Origin of the sequence: Paenibacillus azoreducens (assembly GCF_021654775.1) — a bacterium.
GTDB lineage: Bacteria > Bacillota > Bacilli > Paenibacillales > Paenibacillaceae > Paenibacillus_AQ > Paenibacillus_AQ azoreducens.
The window spans coordinates 3,368,858-3,391,534 of sequence record NZ_AP025343.1 but is presented as its reverse complement, the minus strand read 5'-3'; the positions used below and the strand labels follow the sequence as shown (position 1 = coordinate 3,391,534).

The window sequence follows — 22,677 nt, the reverse complement described above, 5'->3', positions numbered from 1 at the left end:
CCTATCATTCATAATAACTTATTAATATTTATTCGTCAAATTATTATTTTACGTAATTTTAATCATTATTTTAATCATTTGTCGGTATCCTCATCACCCACCCAAAATGTAACGGTACCGTATGCCCCAGCAACAATTCTGACATGCCGCAATATTTCCTTTATGCAGGTATGCAGGAAGTATTGCGGCAGTCGATCGTTTCTAAGAAGATGGACGGGCGAGCAAATACAGAAAGTATGGCGCTCCGATGATAGCCACGATGATCCCCACCGGGATTTCGGATGGCTGCAAAATCAAGCGGCCAAGCATATCGGCAACAATGACCATGAGCGAACCGGTTAGTGCGGAAGTCGGAAGCAGCACTTGATGTTTCGGACCAACGAGCCGTCTGGCCACATGCGGCCCGATCAGGCCGACGAAACCGATGCCGCCGCTAACTGCAACACAGGAGCCTGCGAGTCCAACGGCTGCCATAAGCAGAACAATCTGTTCCCTGGACACACGTGCGCCCAAAGCGATCGCATTCGCCTCTCCCAGATTCAGCACATTCATCATTCTCGCTTTGCAGAATACGAACGGTAGCAAAACCGCAATAAACGGGAGCAGCGCCAGAACAAAATTCCAGTTTGTCCCCCAGATACTCCCTGCCATCCAGGTCGCTACAAACTGGTATTTTTCCGGACTAATGCGAAGCGTCAACACGATCGTAGCAGCGCTGATGCCTGCAGCGACGGCTATGCCGGTTAGCAGCAGACGTGTCGGCAGCAAGCCTTTATGACGCTTGTATGATAATGAAAATATAAGAGCAGCTGTCAATCCCGCTCCGATCCACGCCAATATGGGCAGCATAAACACCGGTGCTGCTTCTGTAGTCGGATAGATTGCAACGAATAGTAGTACAACCAGCCCTGCCCCGGCATTAATGCCGAGAATTCCAGGATCTGCAAGCGCATTGCGGGAAATTCCCTGCATAATGCATCCCGACACCGCTAATCCTGCCCCGATCAAAACCGAAATGACGATACGCGGCAATCGGAAGTCGAATAAAATCAATTCTTCCTTGGCTGTTCCTCCTCCAAACAAGGTGCGGAGCGTATCCAGCGGCGAAAGTCGGATAAATCCTGTATTCATGCTCAGCACAAAGGCCATGACGATCAGTAGTCCGAGTGAAATCATAACGGTGATATCCCGCTTTTGTTTCCGCCAATCTTCAGGCGACATTTTGCTCGGTTGCAACATTTACAGCCCCCTCCCTTCCTTACGCGAGATGTACAGAAAGAAAGGCACACCGATGAGAGCAACCAAAGCGCCAAGCGGTGTCTCATATGGCGGATTAACCATTCTCGCCGCCAAATCGGCACATACCACGAGAAGTGCGCCAAGCACTGCAGAGCAAGGAATGATTAAGCGGTAATCAACTCCGACCAGTTTCCGTGTCAGATGCGGGATAATCAGCCCTACAAAACCGACCGCTCCCACGACCGAAACGGCGGCCCCTGCCAAAATGAGCACGATGATAGTGCCAGCCAGCTTGACGGTCCCGCTTCGCAGTCCAAGTCCTTTCGCTAATTCATCGCCTAAGCTCAGCATCGTTATCGAACGTGACAAAATAATCGCCCCAAAAACTGCCGCTAGCACCCAAGGGAACATGATTTTGAGCTGCAGCCAGTTCGTGCCCGCGATTCCGCCTGCATACCAGAAAGCGAGATCCTGCCCTATATGGAAATAAAGAGCTATGCCTTCGCTAAGTGCTGACAATAATGCGGATACAGCTGCCCCGGCCAAAACCAGACGCAGAGGTGTCAAACCTCCCCGGACCATCGAACCAATGCCATAAACAAGCCCGGCGCCAAGACCCGCACCCAAAAATGAATACAAAATCAAAAACAGGAACGGCAGGCCCGGAAAGAAAGCGAAGCACAGCGCCAAGGCGAATCCCGCGCCTGCGTTCAAACCAAGAAGACCCGAATCCGCGAGAGGATTACGTGTCATTCCTTGCATTATTGCCCCGGCCACTGCAAAGGAAGTGCCGACCATCGCAGCGCCGAGCACGCGCGGCAGGCGAAGTTCTTGAATGATCTGATGTTGCGTCAGATCCGGATTGTTGTGAAATACCGCTTCCCATACGGCTATGAACTTAATGTCTGCCGCCCCAAAAGATACCGAGAAGCCAATACTGAGGAGAAGCGCAATCACGCCCCCGACAAGGATGATCGTTGCTGCCCAGGGACGTGAACTGAGCGAGACGGTTTTAACGTCTTCATCCTGTTGCTTCAGGTTCATTTTTATCTTGCTTAGACTCATGTAAGCCACCTTTACATACCAATCTTGATTATCTCCCCAATGCCTTCATGATTTCTTCAATACCGTCGATCTTGGCAAGCGCCATTGGACCGGGCAATGAAGGATCGGCTAGTTCATACACATGGTTGTTTTTAACAGAGTTCATGCTGTTCCATACTTTACTCGCTTCGAGAGCCTTTTTGACTCCCCCTTGAATCGGGTTTTGCCAATTGTTAATGACAAATAGATGATCTGGATTGAGCGCAGCCAAACTTTCCAACGACAATTGCCCGTCAGCTGCACCATTCACTGGCTTTAGTCCAAGCCCTTTGTAAAATGGGTCAAATCGTCCATCGTTCCAGGTTATAAATTGCTCCTTGCCGCTGTACATCACAAACATGACAGACTCCCCACTTCGAAACGCCAACTTTTCCTTATATTCCGTAGACTTGCGGTCAAACTCAGCAAGAACACTGTCCGCTTTATCTTCTTTACCTATCACCTCGGCAATTTGCCTTAGCGTTTTCCGCCAATCATCGGCTTGCGGAAAAATAACCGTCGGTGCGATTTGCGTCAGCTTTTCATACTGGTCTTTCATATCATCCGCCGCAATGATTATATCCGGTTCAGCAGCCAACAACTTCTCGAGATCGACCTGCATTCCTAGATCCATGATATCTTTCCCCGCTATGCGTTTACTTAGATTCGGAAAATTGCGGCTGATGATTTCGACTCCCTGTGCAGCCACCGGATATTCATCCAATACAGCAAGATAATCGACAAAAGAGATATAGGGTGCCGCAATCTTGAGCGGTTTTTCTTTAACTACGGTTTCACCTTTCAAATGAGTAATCGTTCTAGGATAAGAGCCTCCATCGCCATAGCTTGTAGAAGTCGACGCCTTGCCCTCATCCGTTTTCGCATGTTCCGGACTAGTTCCGCCGCAACCAGCGATCAGGCCAGTCATAACCAAAACCAATATAATGTTGAACATTGTTTTACTCTTCAATCCGATTCTCCTCTTTCTAAAATGATGTTCGATCAGATCCATAAGGTCTGATGTTATGATAATGATATTCATTCTCACTCAATAAGATTATAATGTATCTCTGTTTGTCTTCCACCACTAAACGGATTAATTTAACGGTTGCAGGGAGTCCTTTTAAAAAAACTCGGTTCGAAACTACGCTTGATACGTGGAAATGGCTAACCTATCAATACTTCGGAAAAGCTCACATCCGCCATACAAAAAACCTCCATCTCCGGCGATCTTCATCATGCTATCTTTTCTCTTGCCTAATAGACTTTTTCGTCCTTACAAGAAAGTTAACATAATTTTATTTATGGAACGTGGAAATTTGTGAAAAAAGCGAGCTCTACGTTTTCGCGTAGGCCCGCTCCACTTTCACTTATCTTTTTATGGTGCAATTTCACAATACAGCATCACTGCTCAACTTTACGTTCCAATCCATCCGATATTAAATAAGACGACGGGACGGAATTTGCGTACAAAAACTCCTCCCAACATTGGAGGGCTCTCCTCAGATTATTACCGGTGAGGCTGATAGGTTAAAACAGCAACTCCTGAGCCGAATGTTTGTGTTTCAACATGTTTTAAAACCTTACTTTCATTATGGTCCCTAAAAAGACGCTTTCCACTCCCCACCACAATAGGGAATACCATGAGTCGATACTCATCGATAAGAATAACCAAGAAATTTCCTTAACAGTATAATCTGATAATTCCATCTGTCAACTGAAGCCCTTCTCCTACTCGGTGTCTCATATTGCCAAAAAAAATACGCCATGCCTATGATTATGTCTACCGGCTTGGCGTTTCCTTTAAACCACACCTAGGTTTTAGTCTGATCACTGAAATAGAAATCAGCAGCTATCGTGAAAATAAAGTTCTAGATTTCAGCTTACTTCTTTTTAACCATTTCACACCCGCTTCTTATACGCCCTCATCGCAAAGATATAAGCCACGAGCATAATTCCGAAGCACCACGCAAGAGCGATCCATATATCATTGCCCACTGGCCGACCTGACAGCAGCGCACGAATGGCTTCCACGATCGAGGTCACCGGCTGGTTTTCGGCAAAGGCGCGAACGACCTTCGGCATGGATTCAGTCGGCACAAAGGCCGAACTGATAAATGGCAGGAAGATAAGCGGATAGGAAAACGCGCTCGCACCTTCCACCGATTTTGCGGACAGTCCGGCAATCGCCGCGACCCAAGTCAAAGCCAGCGTAAACAGCACAAGTATACCGGCTACGGCAAGCCATGGCAGGATTCCCGCCGACGAACGAAAGCCCATAACCAGCGCTACGAGAATGATGACGACAAGAGAAATGACGTTGGATACCACCGAGGTCAGCACGTGCCCCCACAGGACGGCGGAACGCGCAATCGGCATGGAGTGGAACCGCTCAATGATGCCCCGCTGCTTATCCAAAAACAGGCGGTAAGCCGTATAGGATATACCGCTTGCAATCGCAATCAGCAGGATGCCGGGCAACAGATAGTTCACATAGTTATCCGTACCGGTTTGAATAGCGCCGCCGAACACATAGACGAACAGCAGCATCATCGCAATCGGAGTGATGCAGACCGTGATGATGGTGTCCATGCTGCGGAAAATATGGCGCATGGAACGCCCGAGCATGACGCCCATATCGCTAAAAAAGTGATGTTTAACCGTCTCCATTTACATTGCCTCCTTATTACCGATGATTGCGAGGAAGATCTCCTCCAATGAAGGTTGTTTTTCCACATATTCCACCTTCGCTTGCGGGAACAGCTTTTTCAGCTCCGAAAGCGTGCCATTCGCGATAATCCTGCCTTCGTGAAGAATGGCGATTCGGTCGGCAAGTTGCTCGGCCTCATCCAGATACTGAGTGGTTAGAAATATCGTCGTACCGCCGTCCGACAGTTCCTTGACGGTCCTCCAAACCTCGATCCGAGCCTCGGGGTCAAGCCCGGTAGTTGGCTCGTCGAGGAAAATGATCTGCGGATTTCCTACAAGGCTCAAGGCAATGTCGAGCCTGCGGCGCATGCCCCCCGAATAAGTAGATGCCTTGCGGTCCGCGGCGTCTGTCAGGCCGAAGCGTTTAAGCATGTTATCCGCAACCTGACGCGGATTTTTAAGATGCCGCAGCTTGGCGATCATAATAAGATTTTCTCGCCCGGTCAAAATCTCGTCCACGGCGGCAAATTGCCCGGTCAGACTGATCGCATGCCGCACATGCTCGGGTTTTGACGCGACGTCAAATCCGTTTACGACGGCGGTGCCTCCGCCCTGTTTGAGCAGCGTGGTGAGGATTCTGACAATCGTCGTCTTGCCCGCTCCGTTGGAGCCAAGCAGAGCGAAAATTTCACCTCGCTTCACTTCAAAATCGACGCCCTTTAGGACTTCCTTGTCTTTGAAGGATTTTCGCAGACCTTTGACTTGAATTGCTTTTTCCATCCTGATCCCCCCCTTTTACTTTGTTTCATCCGTCATCTTTTTTATGGCCTCGTAAACTTTTTGGTCAACGGATTCTTGATAGATGTCAGCGTAAGTTTTTGAATCTTTGATTAGATCGTCGCAAAAAGCCGCTACGTCATGGCCCGTCACTTCGAGCACGCCTTTCCCCAAGGCCGCGCCCTCTTCAAAAAGATCGACAATCCCCGAGAGTAAATCTGTTCCTTCGGTTAGTTCAACCGGGCCGACCTTAAAGAGATATTTTTGAATCTCTTTATACACGGTCTGATAATCTTGCGGGAGCGCTTTGACACGCGCTACATGCGCACGCCACTCTTTTTTGCCTTCGATGATATCTCGTATTCTCATGTTATCCTCCTCCTATTTGCCTAATTTTTTAGCGATATTATTGTTGAGTTGCTCGCGCCACTTGTCGCGGTAAGACTTTGCCCCATCGATGCCGGCCAGCGCTAAACAGAAGCCTTTGATATCGTCACCCAAAACCTCTTGGACATTCTGACCGTCCGCCGCCGCTTCTTCGAGCAGGCCAAGCACACCGTCAAGAATTGGCATGAGGTTGCGACCGGTGAAATCGGAGTGCGGCCAAAGATTGGCATTGATTTTTTCCCATGCCGTTTGATATTCAGCCGGCAGTTTTTTCGCTCGCGCTTCAAAAGCTTTCATTTCCTTGGTCATGTCGCTGCCGGTGATTTTTTCCCAAAAGTTCATTGTTTTCTCTCCTTTAACTCATTCATTTTTGATGATACGAACTCCCATTTTTCCCAGAACTTCCGCAGCTCCTCGCGCCCCGCGTCGTTAATCGCGAAAAACTTTCGCGGCGGCCCCATGTCGGAGGGCTTCTTGGTGATCTCCACCAATTTGTTTTTTTCAAGCCGGATCAGGATGGTGTAGACCGTTCCCTCCACAACATCTGTGAAACCGAGGGCGTTCAGCCGCCGGGTGATTTCGTAGCCATAGGTTTCTTGGCGGCTTATAATCTCAAGGACGCAGCCCTCAAGCACGCCTTTGAGCATTTCCGTTAGATTTTCCAACATAATCGCTCCTTGCTATTCTGTGTTACTGGTATGAAGTATTACTTACTACTGCTATAAAGTAACACGTAGTAGTTGCTTTGTCAATAGCGTTTACCCTGACGGATTTTATTTTTTCAACTATCCTGTCCGTAAGCTTGATGATGAATTCCGAAGAGTCCATACATTCATGAAGTACGTCACGATGCCTTCGATCCCTCTAAAATTTGCACATTCTTAGCAGTCCTTCGCTGGGAATCCGCTATGCTCGGAAATTCGAATAGGTCGAATGCAACTTTTGGACCCTCTTTAAGAAACCGATTTGCTTCGGATATACTCACACAGGTCATACAAAAAACCGCCATTTCTGGCGGTTTTCATCATGCTCTATTTTTACTTCGTGCCTTCTTATATTAAATCTTGCACTATCGGATGATGCTCCAGTCCAAGCGGGACGCAAAATTTAACATCATGAAGCAGTTGATTATTCACATCCATTTGCGCAGCCCGGGCCCCTGATCTGGCGGCGTTGAATTCCTTCATGACCGTGCCGTTTTGGTCCAGTAGGTTGATTTTCAAACTGTTATCGGTTTGAGTGATGATAAGCTCCGAATGAGGTTCAACTTCAATCTTAACCATTTCGAATGGCGATATGTCAATGACCGCTTCGGTCCCGATGTTAATAAAAGTATACCTGTATGTTCTTTCTGCTTTGCGGTTGTAATTTACTGCGATTCTTCCCTTCCCAACCTTCACATGGTAGTCAAGAGCTTGCAGCTCTTCGGGAATTCGGGGAGCAATCGTGACCGTATGGCGAATCAAATCAGGACGAATACCCAAAAAGTATTGGTACCACACACGCAAGTGTTCGGCATTGGACCATGCCTGCAAATACGCTCCCGTCAGTTTCGCCCAATTCTCGCCTTCATGCGGATAAGCGTCCATATTTTCGCAAAGTCCGCCGACAACACCCAAATTCAAAGCCTGGCGGTTCATATTTTTAAACAATTCATATGCGGTTTCCTCCTGTCCGAGCTCAATCATCCGCTGCATCGCAATTCCATTGAGCCAAAGCCAGACAGCGCCGTTATGATAAGCCGCGTCCTTGTGATAATGATGCGTCAAATGAAAAGGATGGAACAATGGATGATGCCGGTCCAGCGAAGCAACGCCCCAAGGGTATACAAGCTCTTCCCACGCCGTACGAGTCGCTAGGCATTTGAAGGTATGGTCCTCGAACATGTCAAAAGCAAATAATTGGTTTGGCCGCAGGGAAAATTCCGGACGATCCTCTGCATCCAAGCGGTCCGCCAAATAGGGATGCAATGAATCCCGGAAATCCAATTCGAAGTGATGCTGCAATTTCTCGGCGATCCCGCTCCATTTCTCCGCATTTTCCGTATCCTGCATATACTCGGCAAAATAAACACCGGCACGCAGTTGATTGTACCAAAGAGCCTGAATGTCGTTGGCACGGGTATCCCGCGGAGAATAGGAATTCAGATTCGCATCCCTTGCATCCATCCAGGTTTCATTATCCGCATGCATAAGATAGCCTTTATCATCGACCCAATGCTTGATCGAACCTTCGATGCTGCTCAGTACAGCCGGGTAAAGCTCCTTAATAATCGCCGTGTCCCCGGAGTATTTAACATAGTCCTGCAATTGAATAATAAAACGAGGGGTGCCATCCGTTGTATGGTAGTCGATATTTTCAGGAGCCAGGATATTGGGCACTCTGCCGAAAAAGACGGAATCTTCATCCGTGTTCTGGAACTCGGCGAACGAGAGCAAAATATTTCTCGCCGTTTCGAACTGTCCCGTAACCAAAGCCGCTCCCGGCAGGGATATAAATTGATCCCGTCCCCAATATTCATTAAACCAAGGCAGGCCGGCGTATATTCCGTCCCCTTGCTGCCGGGTTACCAATTGATCCATCGTGATGTTCAGCCAGTTCAAAGCTAAAGCAAGTTCTTGATCATCGCTTTTCAAATACACGTTTTGCTGCAAAAAGTCTTCCATCCGTTTGATTCGTTCTTTTTTCAGCTTGAGATTATGATCTCTTGTGTCTTGGATCAGAGCAGCTGCTTCATCTTCCGTTTTGCCTGCAGCGATATAAAAACCGCCGGCACTTGCGCCGGTCGTTAGTATTTGCCCTTCGAACCGGACAGGCTGACCGTCCTTAGCGCTTACAGCGATGACCCAATCCCCCTCCATCGATCGGAAGAAGACAGCAGTTTCTCCGCCGCCCAAAAGTTTAATATCCTCACCTTCTAGACGAATTCCGGTCTCTGTCTTCGCACCTGCAAGATCAATCTCCAATATGTTCCGGTAATCGAACATCCACAGCTCTTCGGTCAAATCCCCAGGATAGGTCCGTTCCATTTTATAAGGAGATACCCAAACCTCAGATTCAAGTTGACCCAGCATATATTGATCAGCGAAAAGCGTATATCCGCCAAAAATCCGGTTTTTGGCAATATTCAGCCCTGCAAAATGGGCATGCTCCACATGATTCGTGTTATGAGACTGCGTAAAATAATAGGCGGCCTCTTTATTTGTAAAAGAGATGGCGCGATTGGCCTTGGCGGGTACATGGATCTTCATCGCATCCAAAACCGGCGACTTGATGGAATGATTCATAGATATTAACCTCCTAAATTCTAGCCGTTAAATACAAGGCCGCCATGAATGTTCACAGCGGCCCCATATCCAAGGATTGTATTTTATTCTTTAACCGAACCTACCACAATACCTGAAACGAAATATTTTTGCATAAAAGGATAAATCAAAAGCAGCGGCAGCGTCGAAACGACGATTTTGGCGGCATTCAGCGTCCGGTCGGAGATTTTGGCAAGTTCCATCAATTTCTCCGGATCGGTAACGTTCTGAACCTCTACGCTCAGCTGCTGGATATACGTTTGCAGCGGATAGTTCGAAGCTTTATTGATATACACCAACGCACCGAAGTAATCATTCCAGTGGCCGACAATCGTAAACAACATGACGGTTGCAAGCGTAGGCAGCACGACCGGTAGATAAATTCTGCCAAGGATTGTCCATTGCGAAGCCCCGTCAATCGTAGCCGCTTCCTCCAAAGACTTCGGCACCCCGCGGAATGCGTTCATAAGCAGAATTACATTCCCGATCGGTACGGCTCCGGGCAAAATCAACGACCAGATGGAGTCCAGCAGATGAAGCTGCTTGACCACCATAAACGTCGGGATCAGACCCCCGGAGAATAACATGGCGAAAATGACGAGATTCATATAAACTTTCTGGCCGCGAAACTGTTTCGAGCTTTTCGATAGCGGGTACGCGGTCAAAATCATTAACGTCATGTTCACGAGCAGACCTAATGCCACCCGTTCGACGGAAATCATAAATGAACGCCAAAACTGGGAATCCGACAACAATTTTTCATAGGAGCTGAACGTAAAATTGACTGGAAAAATACTTACCAGGTTGGCGGAAGCCGCCGCGTTATCACTGAACGAAATCGCCACCAGGTTAAGCAGCGGCACCAGGCATGATAAAGTAAAGGCCAACACTAAAATCCAAATGATTACATCTGCAATGCGGCTTTTTATCGTTTGAGCGGTAATGGGAGCCACCCCCTTCTTTTAGAAAATACGGTAATCGGTAAATTTCTGGGCCAGCTTATTCGCGGAAAGAATCAGAATAATGCCGACTACCGACCGCAACAGGCCTACTGCCGTACCCAAACTGTATTGTCTTTCCACAAGCCCTACCCGATAAACATAGGTGTCAATAATATCAGCCGATTGATAAACCAAAGGATTGTAAAGATTAAAGATTTGGTCAAAACCGGCATTCAGCACATTAGGCAGGTTTAGAGTCGTTACCAGGATAATTGTCGGCATCAAACCAGGCAAGGTAATGTACCATAGCTGCTTGAACCGGTTGGCTCCATCGATGGAAGCCGCTTCGTATTGCCCCGGGTCGATCGATGTCAGTGACGCCAGATAAATGATGGAACCGTAACCGAAACCTTTCCACACATCCGTGAGCACCAGCATCGGTCTGAACCAGTCATTGCTGGCCATAAACAGGATCGGGTCAATGCCAAACCATCCCAAGAACGCATTGATCGGACCTTCGTATGAAAAGATATTCATCACGACGGTAGCCAGAATGGCCCAGGACAGGAAATTCGGCAGATATACTACGGTTTGCATGAAGCGTTTGGCAAAACGTACCCGGATCTCGTTGAGCAAGAGAGCAAAGATGATAGATACCAAAGTTCCTACGATAATTTTCCACACGGCAATGATGATTGTATTGGCAAAAATCTGCTTACTGTCGGGGATTTGGAGCATAAACTTGAAATTATCGAGCCCCACCCACGACGACCCGCTGATCCCTTTGGCAGGAATGTAATTTTGAAAAGCCATCACAATCCCGAACATCGGAATAAACGAGAATATAATCAGAAATATCATGCCAGGCAACATCATGAAGTGGAAAGCTGCCTGATCTTTTTTATTCCTCATGAATGATCATCTCTTTCAACTTCATTTGGAAGCAAGCGCATCGTTTACTTCCTTCGTGATGATGTCGCCGCCGGTCTTTTTCCAGCTATCGACGAATTTATCGAATGCATCCGGCGTTTGTTCACCGGTAATGATCTTCAAATACATTTCAAGCTCCATTTTGGTTAATGTCGGCCATTTGAGTGACATCGAAGGCGTCGTTCCGAAAAATAACGGGTTGATTTCCTTGATGCTGGCATCTTTAACCATGCTCGCTGTCGTAATGCTGGCTGTATATCCGGCCCATGCATTAGGATCGGGAGCTTCTCCTTTTTTCTCGCTATCCACATATTTCTTGTAAGAGTTATAGTTGCTGATATCCATGTTGCTGATGAGTTTGCTTGTATCACCCGTTTCCAAAGCCTGTTTCATCGTGTCGACATTGCGGTAAAAGGCATCGTAATAATCGATGTTGACGATGATCGGAGAGCCGGATACGTTATGTGCGCTGTAATCGTCAAAAGCTTTTAAAGTCGCTTCGTCTTTCTCTTGGTAACGCTGATAATCGTATTGGAGACTGATCATTTTAACTGCAAGTTCCGGATGTTCGAAACCTTTGCGGACAACCAGATAGCTGCTTGTCGGGTTGCCGGTGAACATCGTCAGCGAACCGTCTTCGGCCTTAGGAGCGACATAAGACACCCATTGGGCATCCTTATTCAGCTTCAGGGAGTCCGCCACCGTCCAGCTGCCCCACCAGTTATCCAGGAAGGAACCGCTTTTTCCGCCGGTCAAGAGCGCTTTGCGGTCATCGCCCGTACGAACGGCGAATTGACGATCGATCAGGCCCTTTTTGTACATGTCAGCCAATTTGGCAAGCGCAGGTTTCATTTCCGGCTGTACCGAACCGTATACCGCTTTTCCGCTGCCGTCGTCAATCCACTGCTTAGGAAATGCGCCGTACAAAGCAAAAATATTATTGAGCGAATATTGACCGCCCGAAATGTCGGCCACGTTTTCATTATCCACCACAAGGCCTACCGTTTTACCCGGTCCGTTTTTACCCGGATCTTTTTCGATAAATTGGCTAACGATGTTTTCTACGTCTTCCATAGTTTTCGGCTCTTTAAGCCCCAATTGATCCATCCAGTCCTTCCGCAACCACAGGATCCCGGGACCGTGCGAGATTTCCGTCGTTGGGATAGCCATCAGCTTGCCGTCAAATTTCGCGCTGTCCAGCACGCGGCCGCCGTAAGAATCATAGATCTCTTTAATCCGGTCGCTTGCCGTTTTGTCATAAGCATCCGTAAGATCTGCAATCAGATCGTTTTCGTACAGCTGCTGCAGGGTTGCGTAGTCCGGAACGACCATCACATCCGGAATTTCGCCGCTGACGATCGCCATCGAAACCTTTTGGCCATAGTCCGCGCCGTCATTGGCTTCAAACTTGGTCGTGTTCTGCACGTTAAGCTTGTCCTTAAAATATCGGGTCCAGACATTATTCGTAGCATTGTCCTTCGCATATGGCGTACCCGCCAGCGAAGTATAATTCGTTGCCATTTGCCCGACCGAAAACGTAACCGTTTCAGGATATTTGCCAAATGGTGTCGTTACAGCTTCTTTCCAAGCAGGGTCATCCAAGTTGGCCTTCGAAGAAGTGCTGTCTGCATTATCGGAGTTTTGGCAACCGACCAGAGAAGCGGCCAGTAAAGCGGCAAACACGACGGAGCAGGTACGCTTCGTTTTTAATAACATGAAGAGACCTCCCTAATTTATCTGTTTAATATTTAATGTCATTAAGTAATGCCATTAAGGAATACGGTTTCAAAGCGCCGGCCTGCTTAAAACCTCGCATCATAGATTGCCTCTATATTTTATGCCTCTTTCCTTTCAATCGTAAACGCCAAATAATTACGTTTTATATCAAAAAATACTCTCTTTCGCGAAGTCAAATTGCCCAACTTACAGGTGCTATAATAAAATGATGCTATTAGTACATAGTGCTCAAATAGATCGGTTTTCAGCACCGAAGCCTATGCTTCCGATGTGCGTTATTCAAAACGCTTCAGTTGGATGAAGCTAGGGCAAAAGCGAACTTTGATCGTGGGAGGACATACATGTTAACGATATTGGTGGTAGACGATCATAAGGAAGAACGTGAAGGGATTGCTTTTCTCCTTCAGGAGTTGGGATTCCCCCTCAAGCTGCAGGTGGCCGAGAACGGACGAAAAGCGCTCGAATATTTGCAGCAGCATGCTGTCGATATTTTGTTTACGGATGTCAGAATGCCGCAGATGGATGGGTTGCAGCTAACCCGGCAGGTACTACAACTCCACCCAAAAACCAAGGTGATTATCTTCAGCGGTTATGCTGAATTCGAATATGCCAAAACCGCGATTACGCTTGGCGTCTCCGATTACTTGCTTAAACCGGTGAATGTGGAGGCATTTGAGGCGACGATAAGCAAAGTTATCGGCGAATTAACCCAGCAGCAGCAGCAGGATGAAACCTCGCAAATGACCCGAGCCTATGTGAAAAAGCATATTCTTTTTACGCTGGTCAACGGCATCGGGGAACCCGCTTCCGTCCAGGATCTTTTGCCGGATCTGCCTGATCGCTATCAGGGAATGCTGCTGCTTGAATTTGAGAAAGAATTTTTTGAAAATGCCGGCCCGCAATTCGAAGATTACCTGCTTTCCCAATTGGGAGCCGCTGCCGATTATTTGAATTTGAACGGATGCCAAAGCCTGCTCTTGTTTCCGGAAGGAAACGGGGTTCCATCGCACACATCGTTGCGGGAGTTGGCCTTGCGCATACATGACAACATTCTGCTTGAATATAAAGTGAATTGTTACCTTTCTATTAAAGATGGCCCTGTTGCGATTTATTCATTGGCCGAAGTACTGCCCGAATTGGAGCACTGGATGGAATATCGATTTTTCCTGCCGGATACCTTCGTCTTTGACGCAAAAAACGAATTGCTGTTCTCCGAGCAGTCAATTCCCGATGTATCAGACAGTCAGCTACTGGAACAAATCCGCATCCATCTGAAGGAGCGGGATCTGTTCAGCTTAAAATCCGCGGCAGAACTGCTTTACCAAAAATACGATAGACAAGTGCAATATTCGCAATTATACGTCAAACACATCTTTTCCACGGTCTACGAACATATCATGTCTAACGTGGATGCAGCGCAAAAAGAGATCAATCTCGGGATAGAGAAGATATACAGGGCCGAAGACTTAAGGGATATCAAGAGTATTTTAGATCAAGGCATGACCTTGCTTGCGGTAGAATCGAGCAGCATGGAACCTGCACTCAACCGGGATATCATGGCGACCAAACAATATATAGAAGAGAACTACGCGGCAGATTTAAGTCTGGAGCTGCTTGCAGCCAAAGTGTATTTGTCCCCCCATTACCTGAGTTCAACCTTTAAAAAGCAGACAGGCTGCGGAATCAATAAATATATTAAAAATGTCCGAATGCAAAAAGCGAAAGAGATGCTTACCCATACGCATTTGAAAATCGCGGATATATGCGGTGCCGTCGGTTACCGGAATATTTCCTACTTCTGCCAAAACTTCAGGGACTTTTATGGGCATACACCGGAGAAATTCAGGCAGGTTAACCAGAAAACCTTTGAGCTTGTGGAGGAATAACCATGCAAAGCTGGCGGAGGCTTCGACACCATATTCGCGACCTGAAATTTCAAACGAAAATCAAGCTTGCCTTTTTGCTGATCAGCATGATTCCTGTCATCGTGCTTGGAGGATTCTGCTTCTCGGAAACGAGATCGCTACTGATCGAACAGTCCAAATCCGATTTGAACGCGGCCTTGAACCAAAGCGCGCTTACCTTAAACAACCAGCTGGAAGTTTATAATAAAATCATGAACTTTCTCAGCTTTAACCAAAGTATCGTAAACGCCGCCAATCATACGTATACCAGCACTTTTGAAATGTACGACCAATTGGTCAATGTCATTGACCAAAATTTTTATACGGCGCGGAATTTGAACTCTGGCATCGAACGGCTCACATTATATACCGGATCGAATCTGCATCAGCATGGACAAACCGTCCACCCTCTTGATGACATTAAAGCTGCCGAATGGTATCCGGATGTGATGAAGACAACCCAGGTGCTGTGGTTTTCCGATGATACTAACATGTACTGCGTTCGCCGCATTTTGAATACCAAACAAAAAAATCCGAAAAACAACATTTTGTTTGCGCGTGTTCAACACGACAGTTTGTTTGCTCCATTCGAATCCCTGGAGGCGCAAGGAGCGGAAATTCTGATTCAAGATGCCAAAGGACGGGTCGTTTATTCCTCCGAACATGGACAGAAGCACCCTACTTTCCGCGCGGCGGACCCATCGCATGTTGAAATGCAGTGGAATGGCCAAAATTTCACCGTTTTGCAAACCGATATCTCCACATCAGGCTGGAAGGTATATTTATATAAACCAACCGGTCTTATTACCCGATCGGCATGGTGGATCGTCTCTACGGTTATTTTCATGATTGTCGCCTGCATCGCGGCGGTCGCCGTGGCTGGCACACTTTTTTCGCGTAAATTCATTACACGGATTGAGCAGCTGCGCAACAATATGAAAACGGTGGAAGAAGGTTCCCTGGAAGTAAATGTCGTAAGCGATTCGAAGGATGAGGTCGGGGATTTAATTCGGGGATTCGGTAACATGGTAGATAAAACGAAAGTATTGATCAAAAAAGTTTATGTTGAGGAGATCGCTAGAAAAGAATATGAAATGAAAGCATTGCAGGCGCAAATCAATCCTCATTTCCTCTATAATTCCCTTTCGATCATCAACTGGCGGGCACTGCGGATTCGGGCGACGGACATAAGCGAAATGGCTCAGCTGCTGTCTACCTTTTACCGAACGACACTCAACAAAGGCAATAATATGATATTGGTGTCGGACGAGATTCTAAACGTTCAGTCCTATATGAAAATCCAGTTGATCATGCATAGCAAGAGCTTCGAAGTGGAGTACCAAACAGATGAAGCGATTTTCCCGTATCACATGCCGAACCTAATGCTTCAACCGCTTATTGAAAATGCAATCATTCACGGTATTGAAAATAGGGATCAAGGCGGTAAAATCATGTTATCAGGCAAACTGGAGAACGGGTGTATCGTATTTCGGGTTGAGGACAACGGGATCGGGATTCCGCCGGATCGGCTGTCCCAGCTGCTGGAATCCCCAAGCAAAGGATATGGGCTCAAAAATGTGCATGAACGCGCCAAAGTGATGTACGGCCCCGAATACGGGATAACGATAAACAGCATCGTCCATTTGGGAACGGAGGTCACACTGAAGCTGCCTGCGGGCGAATAAGAAAAAAGGACGGGTTATTGGTAAACTGTACCCTATCGAGTAGACACTTTAAAAAAGTCTCTCGATAGGTTACATAGGGTACAGTTTATTGGGGACCCGTCTTCTTTGTTTTCATCTATAAAACCACGTATTACGGCACAGAAGCTTGTCGAAGCTCAAGCAGCATCATTGTGAATGAAAACCCTATTCTCCTTGGTACAGGTACTTAAGTATTTCGGGGAAACGTTCTCGCCAAGCAACCTCATTATGCTCAGCGCCTTCTACAATTTCAAAACGATAATGAAGACCCTTTTTTTCGATTACATTCTTGAAGGAAATGTTAGAGTCAATATAAACATCCGGTCCAAATGTTGCAGTTTGTTCCTTTGTTCCTACATCAAAATAAAACCTTTTTACGTTTGTTAGGTCACATTTTTCAGCCAGGTTTTCGATTTCCTTTTGACATAACCAAAAAGCGTTTGATAGTGCGGCAACTCTATTGAATATTGAGGGATATTTACACATGGCATAAGTAGATATTAGTCCACCTGACGAGCTCCCAGCCATAGCGGTATCACTTTTTACGGTCCTGTATTTATTATCAATCAAAGGCTTTAATTCGTTTACGATAAAATCTATGTACTGTTCCCCTTCTCCACCTAAATCTATTGATTTATCGATGAATAAACCTTCATTAATTCTTTTATCGCTAATCCAAGGTCCCAATTCGTCAAAACGTTTTGTTCCTTCTCCGTTACAATCAATACCGACGACAATAAGTTCCAGTCCACTCTTTTTTACACAATCCAGTATCCTCCAGCTTGTCCCAAAAAAAGAGTCCTCATCCTGAAATAAATTTTGAGCATCGTGCATATATAAAACCCGATATTTCTTATCATTATTTTCATATTCATTTGGAAGAAAAACACGGATTTTTCTACTTCTTTTCAAAGATGATATCTTGACTGTAAATTCTTCAACCATTATTCTAGTTCCCCTCTATTAGATGTGTTTGTTAGTTAAAGTAACTGTCATTTATTATACGATAAACAGTGAATGATTCCTCGCAATATGCGAATGCTAGCTAAGTTGAGCCAAGCATTGTACGGATGGAGGCAGCCATAATGTTCTTTCGATCGCTGTTGTTCCCCATATATTCACGATCGGTACCCCGTTTTCAAGCCTCTCCCGACTTTCGGCGATTCCATCATTAAAAATCTCTTGGATTGTAAGCTCCATTCATTAGAACCCCCTTTAACCAAAAAGTTAGTGGCACTTATCTCAGCCAATTTACGATTTGGGGAATCGCGTCAGCGTAACGTTTGATCCCCTGGATCGTTTCCGTCACTTGAACGGTCCCTATCCGCTGTTCTTGAGGATCCGTGCATTCAATCCATAAAGACCGCTTTAAGTTATATTCCAGCCAATCCAGCTTGCCCCCGAAAATACCAGCTAGCACGATACTCCAATTCGCCTGAGGCGAACCGTATCTTTGCTTATAGCCATTGATTAAAGCCGTGAATTTTTCTTGATCCGTCAGCCCTATTGTATTTTCAGACCAATACATTGCGGTCTCAATCAGCTCTTTCATCGGGTTTACGTAACCCGCTGCCTCCCAATCGATAACGATCGGGCGTCCTTGGTTCCACAGTACATTTTTTGGATCTAGATCTCTATGGCTGATTACCAGATCTGCAGAAAGAAGGTTTTCTGATTCAATTGCTTGTGCATTCCACTCCGCAAGCATGGCTTGATTTGCAAGAAGCAGATTTAACCACTCCGCATCGTTCACCCGGCCAAGCTGCAAATAACGGTTCCAGTTTATAAGCTGCGCGCCCTCTGATCGGTGATCTGGGATGTTTAACCCTGAAAAATCAGTCAAATGCAATTCTGCGAGCACGTCCCCCATTTTCATACAATGTTCCGGCGTGATTTCGGCAGATGTCAGGCTTGATCCATCAATCCAATCAAAGACAAGATAATATTGATCTTCGATCTCGTGCAGGCAGGTGCCGTTTGCTCTTATGGCCGGAAGCGCGCCTACTTTACCTGCCGCAATTCTGGCGATGTCCTCGGATGCGATATAGTTTGCCATTGCGGTTGGCCTAAGCATAATTTGCGGGTTTAACGCTTTGATCGCATATTTGCCTGTTGCCGTTTCTACGGCATACATTCGGTGCAAAAATCCGCCTGATATTGCTTCAGGGATTCCAATGACCTCGCCTAACCGCAGCTGGCGGCACAGTGCTTCAAATTGCAGATTATACTGAATGTGGCTCATCTTTTTACTCCTGGACAAACTTCGCATGATTTAACAGCTTCATATACAAAACTTTGATTGCGGTTTGTCGGCTTTTTCCCATCCTCAAAATCGGCCCACACTGCAACCTCTGAAAAACCGACATTTTGCAGGATGTACTTAAACTCCTCTACTCCGTACCACCGCAAGGCGAAACGTTGTAATTCGGTTTGAATCCAAGCTCCGTTGCGCCATTTTTCATATTTCAAGTAGTCAACTTGGGATTGCTTGAAAAAAAGATCCGCTTCGACGCATTTGCTCTCCATTGTGATCAGATCGCCATTGGGCAAATGATAAGTCGACGTTCCACTCCATTTTCCGATGTCAGCTTCAGGGATATTTTGTTCCGGTAAAAATAAATCAAGGATGAGCTTGCCACCCGGCTCCAAATGCTCATACAATCGGTGCAGCACCTTCAGCGCATCCTCCCGGTCCTCGATCAAAAGAAATGAACCGGCCGGAATGATGATGGTTTCATATTTATAGGGCAATGAAAGCGCCTTTAAATCCGCATCAAAAAGTTCCGGATGAAGACCTCGTTCTTAGCAATGCTTGCGGCATGAAGCCAGCATTTCATGGGAATAATCCACTCCGTCTACGATGAGCCCGGATTCCAAAAGAGGAATGATGACGCGCCCGGAGCCGACCATGGCTTCAAGAATACGTCCTTTACAATTTTTAAGTTTCTCGCGATAGTATTCAAGGTCCCCGCCGATGGATTGTCCGATTTTTTTCGTTAGCAGTGCAAAGCTCGCCACTAAAAGACATATGGATTCTCCTCCTTGTTGCCAGAAATGAACCGCTATCATTTAATCATAGACGATAGGAAGATTCTGGGCAAAGGAATGAACGGATATATTTAAACATTACCGCCAAACAGAGCTGAAAACGGCAGTTACTCCTGCCTATTTCATCTTTTGACAAGACGGGTTCATGTGTACACTTTGCATGATAAAACATATGTTGAAATAAAACCGACTTTCGGGGTGATGATGTGGCCAAACGAAAAAGAAATGTAGCTTCGATCGAGGATTTGTCTTCCTTGGAATTAGCTAAAATCGGACTTACATTAGCTGCCATCGGTGATATAATCTCTTTTTTATCGATCATCAAAGCGGAGGAGGAAGAAGCAGCACGATCCGCCGAGAATAAGAAGAATGCGTTATAATATCGAAATGCAAAATGTAGTCCGATACAGAAAAGAATAAAAAAATGAACAACCACTACTCCAAGATAATCGGAGTGGGTTGTTCATTTTTTACTGCGGGCGGCAATAGCTATGACATGTGTTGATGCGTGTTTTATCCCATTCCTCCCTATTATTCCGGTGATAATAGATCGAGTAATGTTCGTATGATATTGGTTTTGGAGATCCGCCCAACCACCCGGACCTCCCCATCCAAACCGGATTCGGCCGGGATCACAACCGGCAGGCTGTCAACCTGATGCGCGATGATTTTACGTGCCGCATCCAAGACGGAATCCTCCGGCGACACGGTGACCACATTAGCCCCACGGGTCATGATAAAACTCACGGGCATGGTGGATGCCGCGGCATTGCCCAGCGTTACCTTCAGCATATCTTTTCGGGATACGATTCCCACAAGCTTGCCGTCCTCGTCGGTTACGATCAGATGTCCCACATTTTCCAAAAACAGCGTCACCACCGCATCATGAATCGTCGTCGTTTCCCGGACAATGATTGGCGCGCTGTGAATATCGCCGACTTTAATCTCCATCAGCCCCGACTTGATTTCACCCTCAGCCATTCGCCGCGAACCTGGAAAATACCCGACCTTCGGTTTGGCGTCAATATATTCAAGACTCACCAAAATCGATAAGTCCGAGCGGATCGTCGGCCGGGCCAAGTTCAGCATTTCAGCAATTTGCTCACTCGTAATGGGAGCGTGCTTCTTTACGATATCTACAATTTCCAATTGGCGGGAAGTCAGTTTAATAATGATTGGCTCCTTTCCGGCAAAACTTCTTATTTCGTATAATACGTCATATAAACATGACGATCAATATATAACACGTCACATTTGTAAATAGATACATCTTAATCTGATCTCATTTAAAAAAAATATACACATGAGCTTCCTTACAAACATCTGCCCCATCGGATTGAAGGTTTAAGACGCAAAAAAACCCTCTCCGTGTAAACGAAAAGGGTTTTGGGAACCTTTATTGCAGACCCGTACGAAACGGTTTGAACAATATGTTATTTTCCAAATGAATATGTTCAAAAGTGTCTTTTTCAAGATTCGCCAAGCGCTGATACACAAGACGATAGGTGCCGCATGCATCCGCCGGAACTCCAAAATCGGATGTAATTTCCCGAAGCTCCTTCAGCAGGTTTCCTGCTTGCTCATGCTCATCTACTAGCTCCGTTATTTGCTGCTTCAACGCGGCTGAAATTTCATGACCCTGTTCAGTGAAGTATTCGCTCATTAGCGGGAATACATTCTGCTCCTCATCCTCCGTATGTTCAAGCAATTCTTTTTTCAGTTCCGCGAAGATTTCCTCTACCCGTAAAAGCTCAGGATGATGTCCCCCATGAACACGGGCCAGTTTCGTGACGTAAGGCGTCATCGCCGGCAGCTCATCGCGCAAAAAGGCATGATGCTTATGCTTGATATAATCCATCAGTTCCAGACCGGTAAGCGATGCCGGACGGCTTTCCTGATAATTGATGAACTCGGACTCGACATGCTTCAACTGCTCCAGCACAGCTTCCGGATCCAGTTTTCTTTTTATAGCCGCCTCTTCCAAAGGTACCTTGCCCCCGCAGCAATAATCGATCCGGAGCGTGCGGAATAGATCAGCGGTTTGGGGAATGGCTGTTACAATATCGGACACCTGGGTTTCAAGCGTAAATTGACTCATAATTGGACCTCCAATAGTATGACTGTAGTTTTTCTAGCGGTATCAGAAGCGTTTTCCTTGAAATTTATCTCTTCTGACATCTTAAAAAAATCCCATCCCCATCAGAGTGATTATGATCATACAGAAATTCAACGTTTTGTGAATTATTTCTCAACACTCATGAATGAAACCTCGATTGTCCTTACGATTACGGCAAAGTAATGAATAATTTTCACTTTTAGGTAAAGCCTATGAATCAAAACGATACGATGACAGGGGAGAAAATCAACTTGATTTATACCGTATTGATAGTCGTTGCCGCCATCGCCTGCGCCATTTCGCTTTATGCGTCCATTTCCATCATGCGTAAACAGCAAAATCAAAAACGAGATCATATACATGAGACCGTCGCCAAACATCCGATCGCAGCCAATCCCATCGTCATCCTCTATGTGGCCTTGCCCGTGCTCGTCATCATCGGCGCTCTGGTCTGGTGGTATCTGGACATTAAAGGGTTAACTTAAATCGATAGGAGTGTCTTGCCTTGAACAATAAAAAAAGATATTACGTGTCCGTACAGTCCAGAACGATCATGGAACAGCAGGGCGACGCCGCTTATGAACTGGAGATTGAAGCAACCCCGGATGAGGTGAGCCAGCTGCACGCTTTATTTGATTCCATGTACCACTTTGATATGGAGACTTATTTCCGCATGCACTATCCCGGCATTCCCGAGCATTATGACAATGACAATAACTTATACGAACGGGACCTGAAAAATATTTATCGGCTGCTGCACGAACTCGGAACGGGTGAAACCAAAGAGCATATCGCTTCGATGAATGTATTGGACTAGCGCTGTTCGATGCAAAAAGATCTGCCCCCGAACCCTATGAA

General features: G+C 46.4%; 23 protein-coding genes and 1 pseudogene. 5 read left to right on the top strand and 19 right to left on the bottom strand.

Annotated elements, in window-relative coordinates; genetic code table 11:
- Positions 1 to 201 precede the first annotated feature (201 nt).
- From L6442_RS14860 to L6442_RS14800, 13 genes are all read right to left on the bottom strand, one after another.
- Positions 202 to 1,221, bottom strand: coding sequence for a FecCD family ABC transporter permease (locus L6442_RS14860; RefSeq protein ID WP_373871799.1), 1,020 nt, complete (start codon positions 1,219 to 1,221; stop codon positions 202 to 204).
- Between the two features lie 18 nt (positions 1,222 to 1,239).
- Complete coding sequence (locus L6442_RS14855) at positions 1,240 to 2,283, bottom strand: FecCD family ABC transporter permease (RefSeq protein ID WP_212978073.1); 1,044 nt, start codon at positions 2,281 to 2,283, stop codon at positions 1,240 to 1,242.
- Positions 2,284 to 2,332: 49 nt separating this feature from the next.
- Positions 2,333 to 3,292, bottom strand: coding sequence for an ABC transporter substrate-binding protein (locus L6442_RS14850; protein ID WP_237100320.1), 960 nt, complete (start codon positions 3,290 to 3,292; stop codon positions 2,333 to 2,335).
- A 540-nt stretch (positions 3,293 to 3,832) separates the two neighbouring features.
- Entirely contained in the window at positions 3,833 to 3,997 is a 165-nt protein-coding gene (locus L6442_RS14845) for a dihydrofolate reductase family protein (RefSeq protein WP_272880340.1), read from the bottom strand.
- A 227-nt stretch (positions 3,998 to 4,224) separates the two neighbouring features.
- Positions 4,225 to 4,992, bottom strand: a complete 768-nt coding sequence (locus L6442_RS14840) for an ABC transporter permease (protein ID WP_212978012.1) — start codon at positions 4,990 to 4,992, stop codon at positions 4,225 to 4,227.
- Positions 4,993 to 5,751, bottom strand: a complete 759-nt coding sequence (locus tag L6442_RS14835) for an ABC transporter ATP-binding protein (protein WP_212978013.1) — start codon at positions 5,749 to 5,751, stop codon at positions 4,993 to 4,995.
- A 15-nt stretch (positions 5,752 to 5,766) separates the two neighbouring features.
- Positions 5,767 to 6,117 (bottom strand): DUF1048 domain-containing protein, encoded by a 351-nt coding sequence (locus L6442_RS14830; protein ID WP_212978014.1) that lies wholly within the window; start codon positions 6,115 to 6,117, stop codon positions 5,767 to 5,769.
- A 12-nt stretch (positions 6,118 to 6,129) separates the two neighbouring features.
- Positions 6,130 to 6,477 (bottom strand): DUF1048 domain-containing protein, encoded by a 348-nt coding sequence (locus tag L6442_RS14825; protein ID WP_212978015.1) that lies wholly within the window; start codon positions 6,475 to 6,477, stop codon positions 6,130 to 6,132.
- Positions 6,474 to 6,803: a PadR family transcriptional regulator gene (locus L6442_RS14820; RefSeq protein WP_272880339.1), complete on the bottom strand. Its 330-nt coding sequence runs from the start codon at positions 6,801 to 6,803 to the stop codon at positions 6,474 to 6,476. The genes L6442_RS14825 and L6442_RS14820 overlap by 4 nt, the downstream gene beginning before the upstream one ends.
- A 384-nt stretch (positions 6,804 to 7,187) precedes the next feature.
- Entirely contained in the window at positions 7,188 to 9,422 is a 2,235-nt protein-coding gene (locus tag L6442_RS14815; protein ID WP_212978016.1) for an amylo-alpha-1,6-glucosidase, read from the bottom strand.
- An 83-nt stretch (positions 9,423 to 9,505) separates the two neighbouring features.
- Complete coding sequence (locus L6442_RS14810; protein ID WP_194230866.1) at positions 9,506 to 10,384, bottom strand: carbohydrate ABC transporter permease; 879 nt, start codon at positions 10,382 to 10,384, stop codon at positions 9,506 to 9,508.
- An 18-nt stretch (positions 10,385 to 10,402) separates the two neighbouring features.
- Positions 10,403 to 11,293 carry an ABC transporter permease gene (locus L6442_RS14805; protein WP_194230778.1) on the bottom strand — a complete coding sequence of 297 codons (891 nt, stop codon included), beginning with the start codon at positions 11,291 to 11,293 and terminating at the stop codon, positions 10,403 to 10,405.
- 21 nt (positions 11,294 to 11,314) lie between these two features.
- The gene (locus L6442_RS14800) at positions 11,315 to 13,027 is read right to left on the bottom strand and encodes a type 2 periplasmic-binding domain-containing protein (protein WP_212978017.1); all 1,713 of its coding nucleotides are present in this window, start codon (positions 13,025 to 13,027) and stop codon (positions 11,315 to 11,317) included.
- 362 nt (positions 13,028 to 13,389) lie between these two features.
- Here L6442_RS14800 and L6442_RS14795 point away from each other — a divergent pair, with 362 nt between their 5' ends.
- Both L6442_RS14795 and L6442_RS14790 read left to right on the top strand, forming a co-directional pair.
- The gene (locus tag L6442_RS14795; RefSeq protein WP_212978018.1) at positions 13,390 to 14,934 is read left to right on the top strand and encodes a response regulator; all 1,545 of its coding nucleotides are present in this window, start codon (positions 13,390 to 13,392) and stop codon (positions 14,932 to 14,934) included.
- Between the two features lie 2 nt (positions 14,935 to 14,936).
- Positions 14,937 to 16,637: a cache domain-containing sensor histidine kinase gene (locus tag L6442_RS14790; protein ID WP_212978019.1), complete on the top strand. Its 1,701-nt coding sequence runs from the start codon at positions 14,937 to 14,939 to the stop codon at positions 16,635 to 16,637.
- A 183-nt stretch (positions 16,638 to 16,820) separates the two neighbouring features.
- Here L6442_RS14790 and L6442_RS14785 read toward each other — a convergent pair whose 3' ends face one another.
- The 4 genes and pseudogenes from L6442_RS14785 to L6442_RS14770 form a co-directional block, all read right to left on the bottom strand.
- Positions 16,821 to 17,600, bottom strand: coding sequence for an alpha/beta hydrolase (locus tag L6442_RS14785; RefSeq protein ID WP_212978020.1), 780 nt, complete (start codon positions 17,598 to 17,600; stop codon positions 16,821 to 16,823).
- Positions 17,601 to 17,696: 96 nt separating this feature from the next.
- Complete coding sequence (locus L6442_RS14780; RefSeq protein ID WP_212978021.1) at positions 17,697 to 17,855, bottom strand: hypothetical protein; 159 nt, start codon at positions 17,853 to 17,855, stop codon at positions 17,697 to 17,699.
- 37 nt (positions 17,856 to 17,892) lie between these two features.
- Positions 17,893 to 18,897, bottom strand: coding sequence for a phosphotransferase (locus L6442_RS14775; RefSeq protein ID WP_212978022.1), 1,005 nt, complete (start codon positions 18,895 to 18,897; stop codon positions 17,893 to 17,895).
- Positions 18,894 to 19,685 (bottom strand): annotated as a pseudogene (locus L6442_RS14770) (class I SAM-dependent methyltransferase). Before L6442_RS14770 ends, L6442_RS14775 begins: the two are co-directional and overlap by 4 nt.
- A 224-nt stretch (positions 19,686 to 19,909) precedes the next feature.
- Here L6442_RS14770 and L6442_RS14765 point away from each other — a divergent pair.
- Positions 19,910 to 20,083 carry a hypothetical protein gene (locus L6442_RS14765; protein ID WP_212978023.1) on the top strand — a complete coding sequence of 58 codons (174 nt, stop codon included), beginning with the start codon at positions 19,910 to 19,912 and terminating at the stop codon, positions 20,081 to 20,083.
- A 151-nt stretch (positions 20,084 to 20,234) separates the two neighbouring features.
- On the opposite strand, the gene L6442_RS14760 is transcribed toward L6442_RS14765, so the two are convergent.
- On the bottom strand, positions 20,235 to 20,852 hold the full coding sequence (locus L6442_RS14760; RefSeq protein WP_212978024.1) for a helix-turn-helix transcriptional regulator: 618 nt from the start codon (positions 20,850 to 20,852) through the stop codon (positions 20,235 to 20,237).
- A 247-nt stretch (positions 20,853 to 21,099) separates the two neighbouring features.
- The gene (gene ric, locus L6442_RS14755) at positions 21,100 to 21,801 is read right to left on the bottom strand and encodes an iron-sulfur cluster repair di-iron protein (RefSeq protein WP_212978025.1); all 702 of its coding nucleotides are present in this window, start codon (positions 21,799 to 21,801) and stop codon (positions 21,100 to 21,102) included.
- Positions 21,802 to 22,031: 230 nt separating this feature from the next.
- Here ric and L6442_RS14750 point away from each other — a divergent pair, with 230 nt between their 5' ends.
- Both L6442_RS14750 and L6442_RS14745 read left to right on the top strand, forming a co-directional pair.
- A complete protein-coding gene (locus L6442_RS14750) occupies positions 22,032 to 22,304 on the top strand; it encodes a hypothetical protein (protein WP_194230786.1) in 273 nt (90 codons plus the stop codon).
- A 20-nt stretch (positions 22,305 to 22,324) separates the two neighbouring features.
- Positions 22,325 to 22,636, top strand: a complete 312-nt coding sequence (locus tag L6442_RS14745; protein WP_237100319.1) for a hypothetical protein — start codon at positions 22,325 to 22,327, stop codon at positions 22,634 to 22,636.
- The last annotated feature ends 41 nt before the right edge of the window (positions 22,637 to 22,677 follow it).

Excerpts from the sequence above, each read along its gene's own strand:
- L6442_RS14750 (WP_194230786.1), top strand. The coding sequence starts at position 22,032 with ATGAATCAAAACGATACGATGACAGGGGAGAAAATCAACTTGATTTAT.
- L6442_RS14820 (WP_272880339.1), bottom strand. The coding sequence starts at position 6,803 with ATGTTGGAAAATCTAACGGAAATGCTCAAAGGCGTGCTTGAGGGCTGC.
- L6442_RS14800 (WP_212978017.1), bottom strand. The coding sequence starts at position 13,027 with ATGTTATTAAAAACGAAGCGTACCTGCTCCGTCGTGTTTGCCGCTTTA.
- L6442_RS14860 (WP_373871799.1), bottom strand. The coding sequence starts at position 1,221 with ATGTCGCCTGAAGATTGGCGGAAACAAAAGCGGGATATCACCGTTATG.
- L6442_RS14825 (WP_212978015.1), bottom strand. The coding sequence starts at position 6,477 with ATGAACTTTTGGGAAAAAATCACCGGCAGCGACATGACCAAGGAAATG.
- L6442_RS14775 (WP_212978022.1), bottom strand. The coding sequence starts at position 18,897 with ATGAGCCACATTCAGTATAATCTGCAATTTGAAGCACTGTGCCGCCAG.
- L6442_RS14805 (WP_194230778.1), bottom strand. The coding sequence starts at position 11,293 with ATGAGGAATAAAAAAGATCAGGCAGCTTTCCACTTCATGATGTTGCCT.
- L6442_RS14835 (WP_212978013.1), bottom strand. The coding sequence starts at position 5,751 with ATGGAAAAAGCAATTCAAGTCAAAGGTCTGCGAAAATCCTTCAAAGAC.
- ric (WP_212978025.1), bottom strand. The coding sequence starts at position 21,801 with ATGAGTCAATTTACGCTTGAAACCCAGGTGTCCGATATTGTAACAGCC.
- L6442_RS14780 (WP_212978021.1), bottom strand. The coding sequence starts at position 17,855 with ATGGAGCTTACAATCCAAGAGATTTTTAATGATGGAATCGCCGAAAGT.
- L6442_RS14785 (WP_212978020.1), bottom strand. The coding sequence starts at position 17,600 with ATGGTTGAAGAATTTACAGTCAAGATATCATCTTTGAAAAGAAGTAGA.
- L6442_RS14815 (WP_212978016.1), bottom strand. The coding sequence starts at position 9,422 with ATGAATCATTCCATCAAGTCGCCGGTTTTGGATGCGATGAAGATCCAT.
- L6442_RS14855 (WP_212978073.1), bottom strand. The coding sequence starts at position 2,283 with ATGAACCTGAAGCAACAGGATGAAGACGTTAAAACCGTCTCGCTCAGT.
- L6442_RS14795 (WP_212978018.1), top strand. The coding sequence starts at position 13,390 with ATGTTAACGATATTGGTGGTAGACGATCATAAGGAAGAACGTGAAGGG.
- L6442_RS14830 (WP_212978014.1), bottom strand. The coding sequence starts at position 6,117 with ATGAGAATACGAGATATCATCGAAGGCAAAAAAGAGTGGCGTGCGCAT.
- L6442_RS14790 (WP_212978019.1), top strand. The coding sequence starts at position 14,937 with ATGCAAAGCTGGCGGAGGCTTCGACACCATATTCGCGACCTGAAATTT.
- L6442_RS14840 (WP_212978012.1), bottom strand. The coding sequence starts at position 4,992 with ATGGAGACGGTTAAACATCACTTTTTTAGCGATATGGGCGTCATGCTC.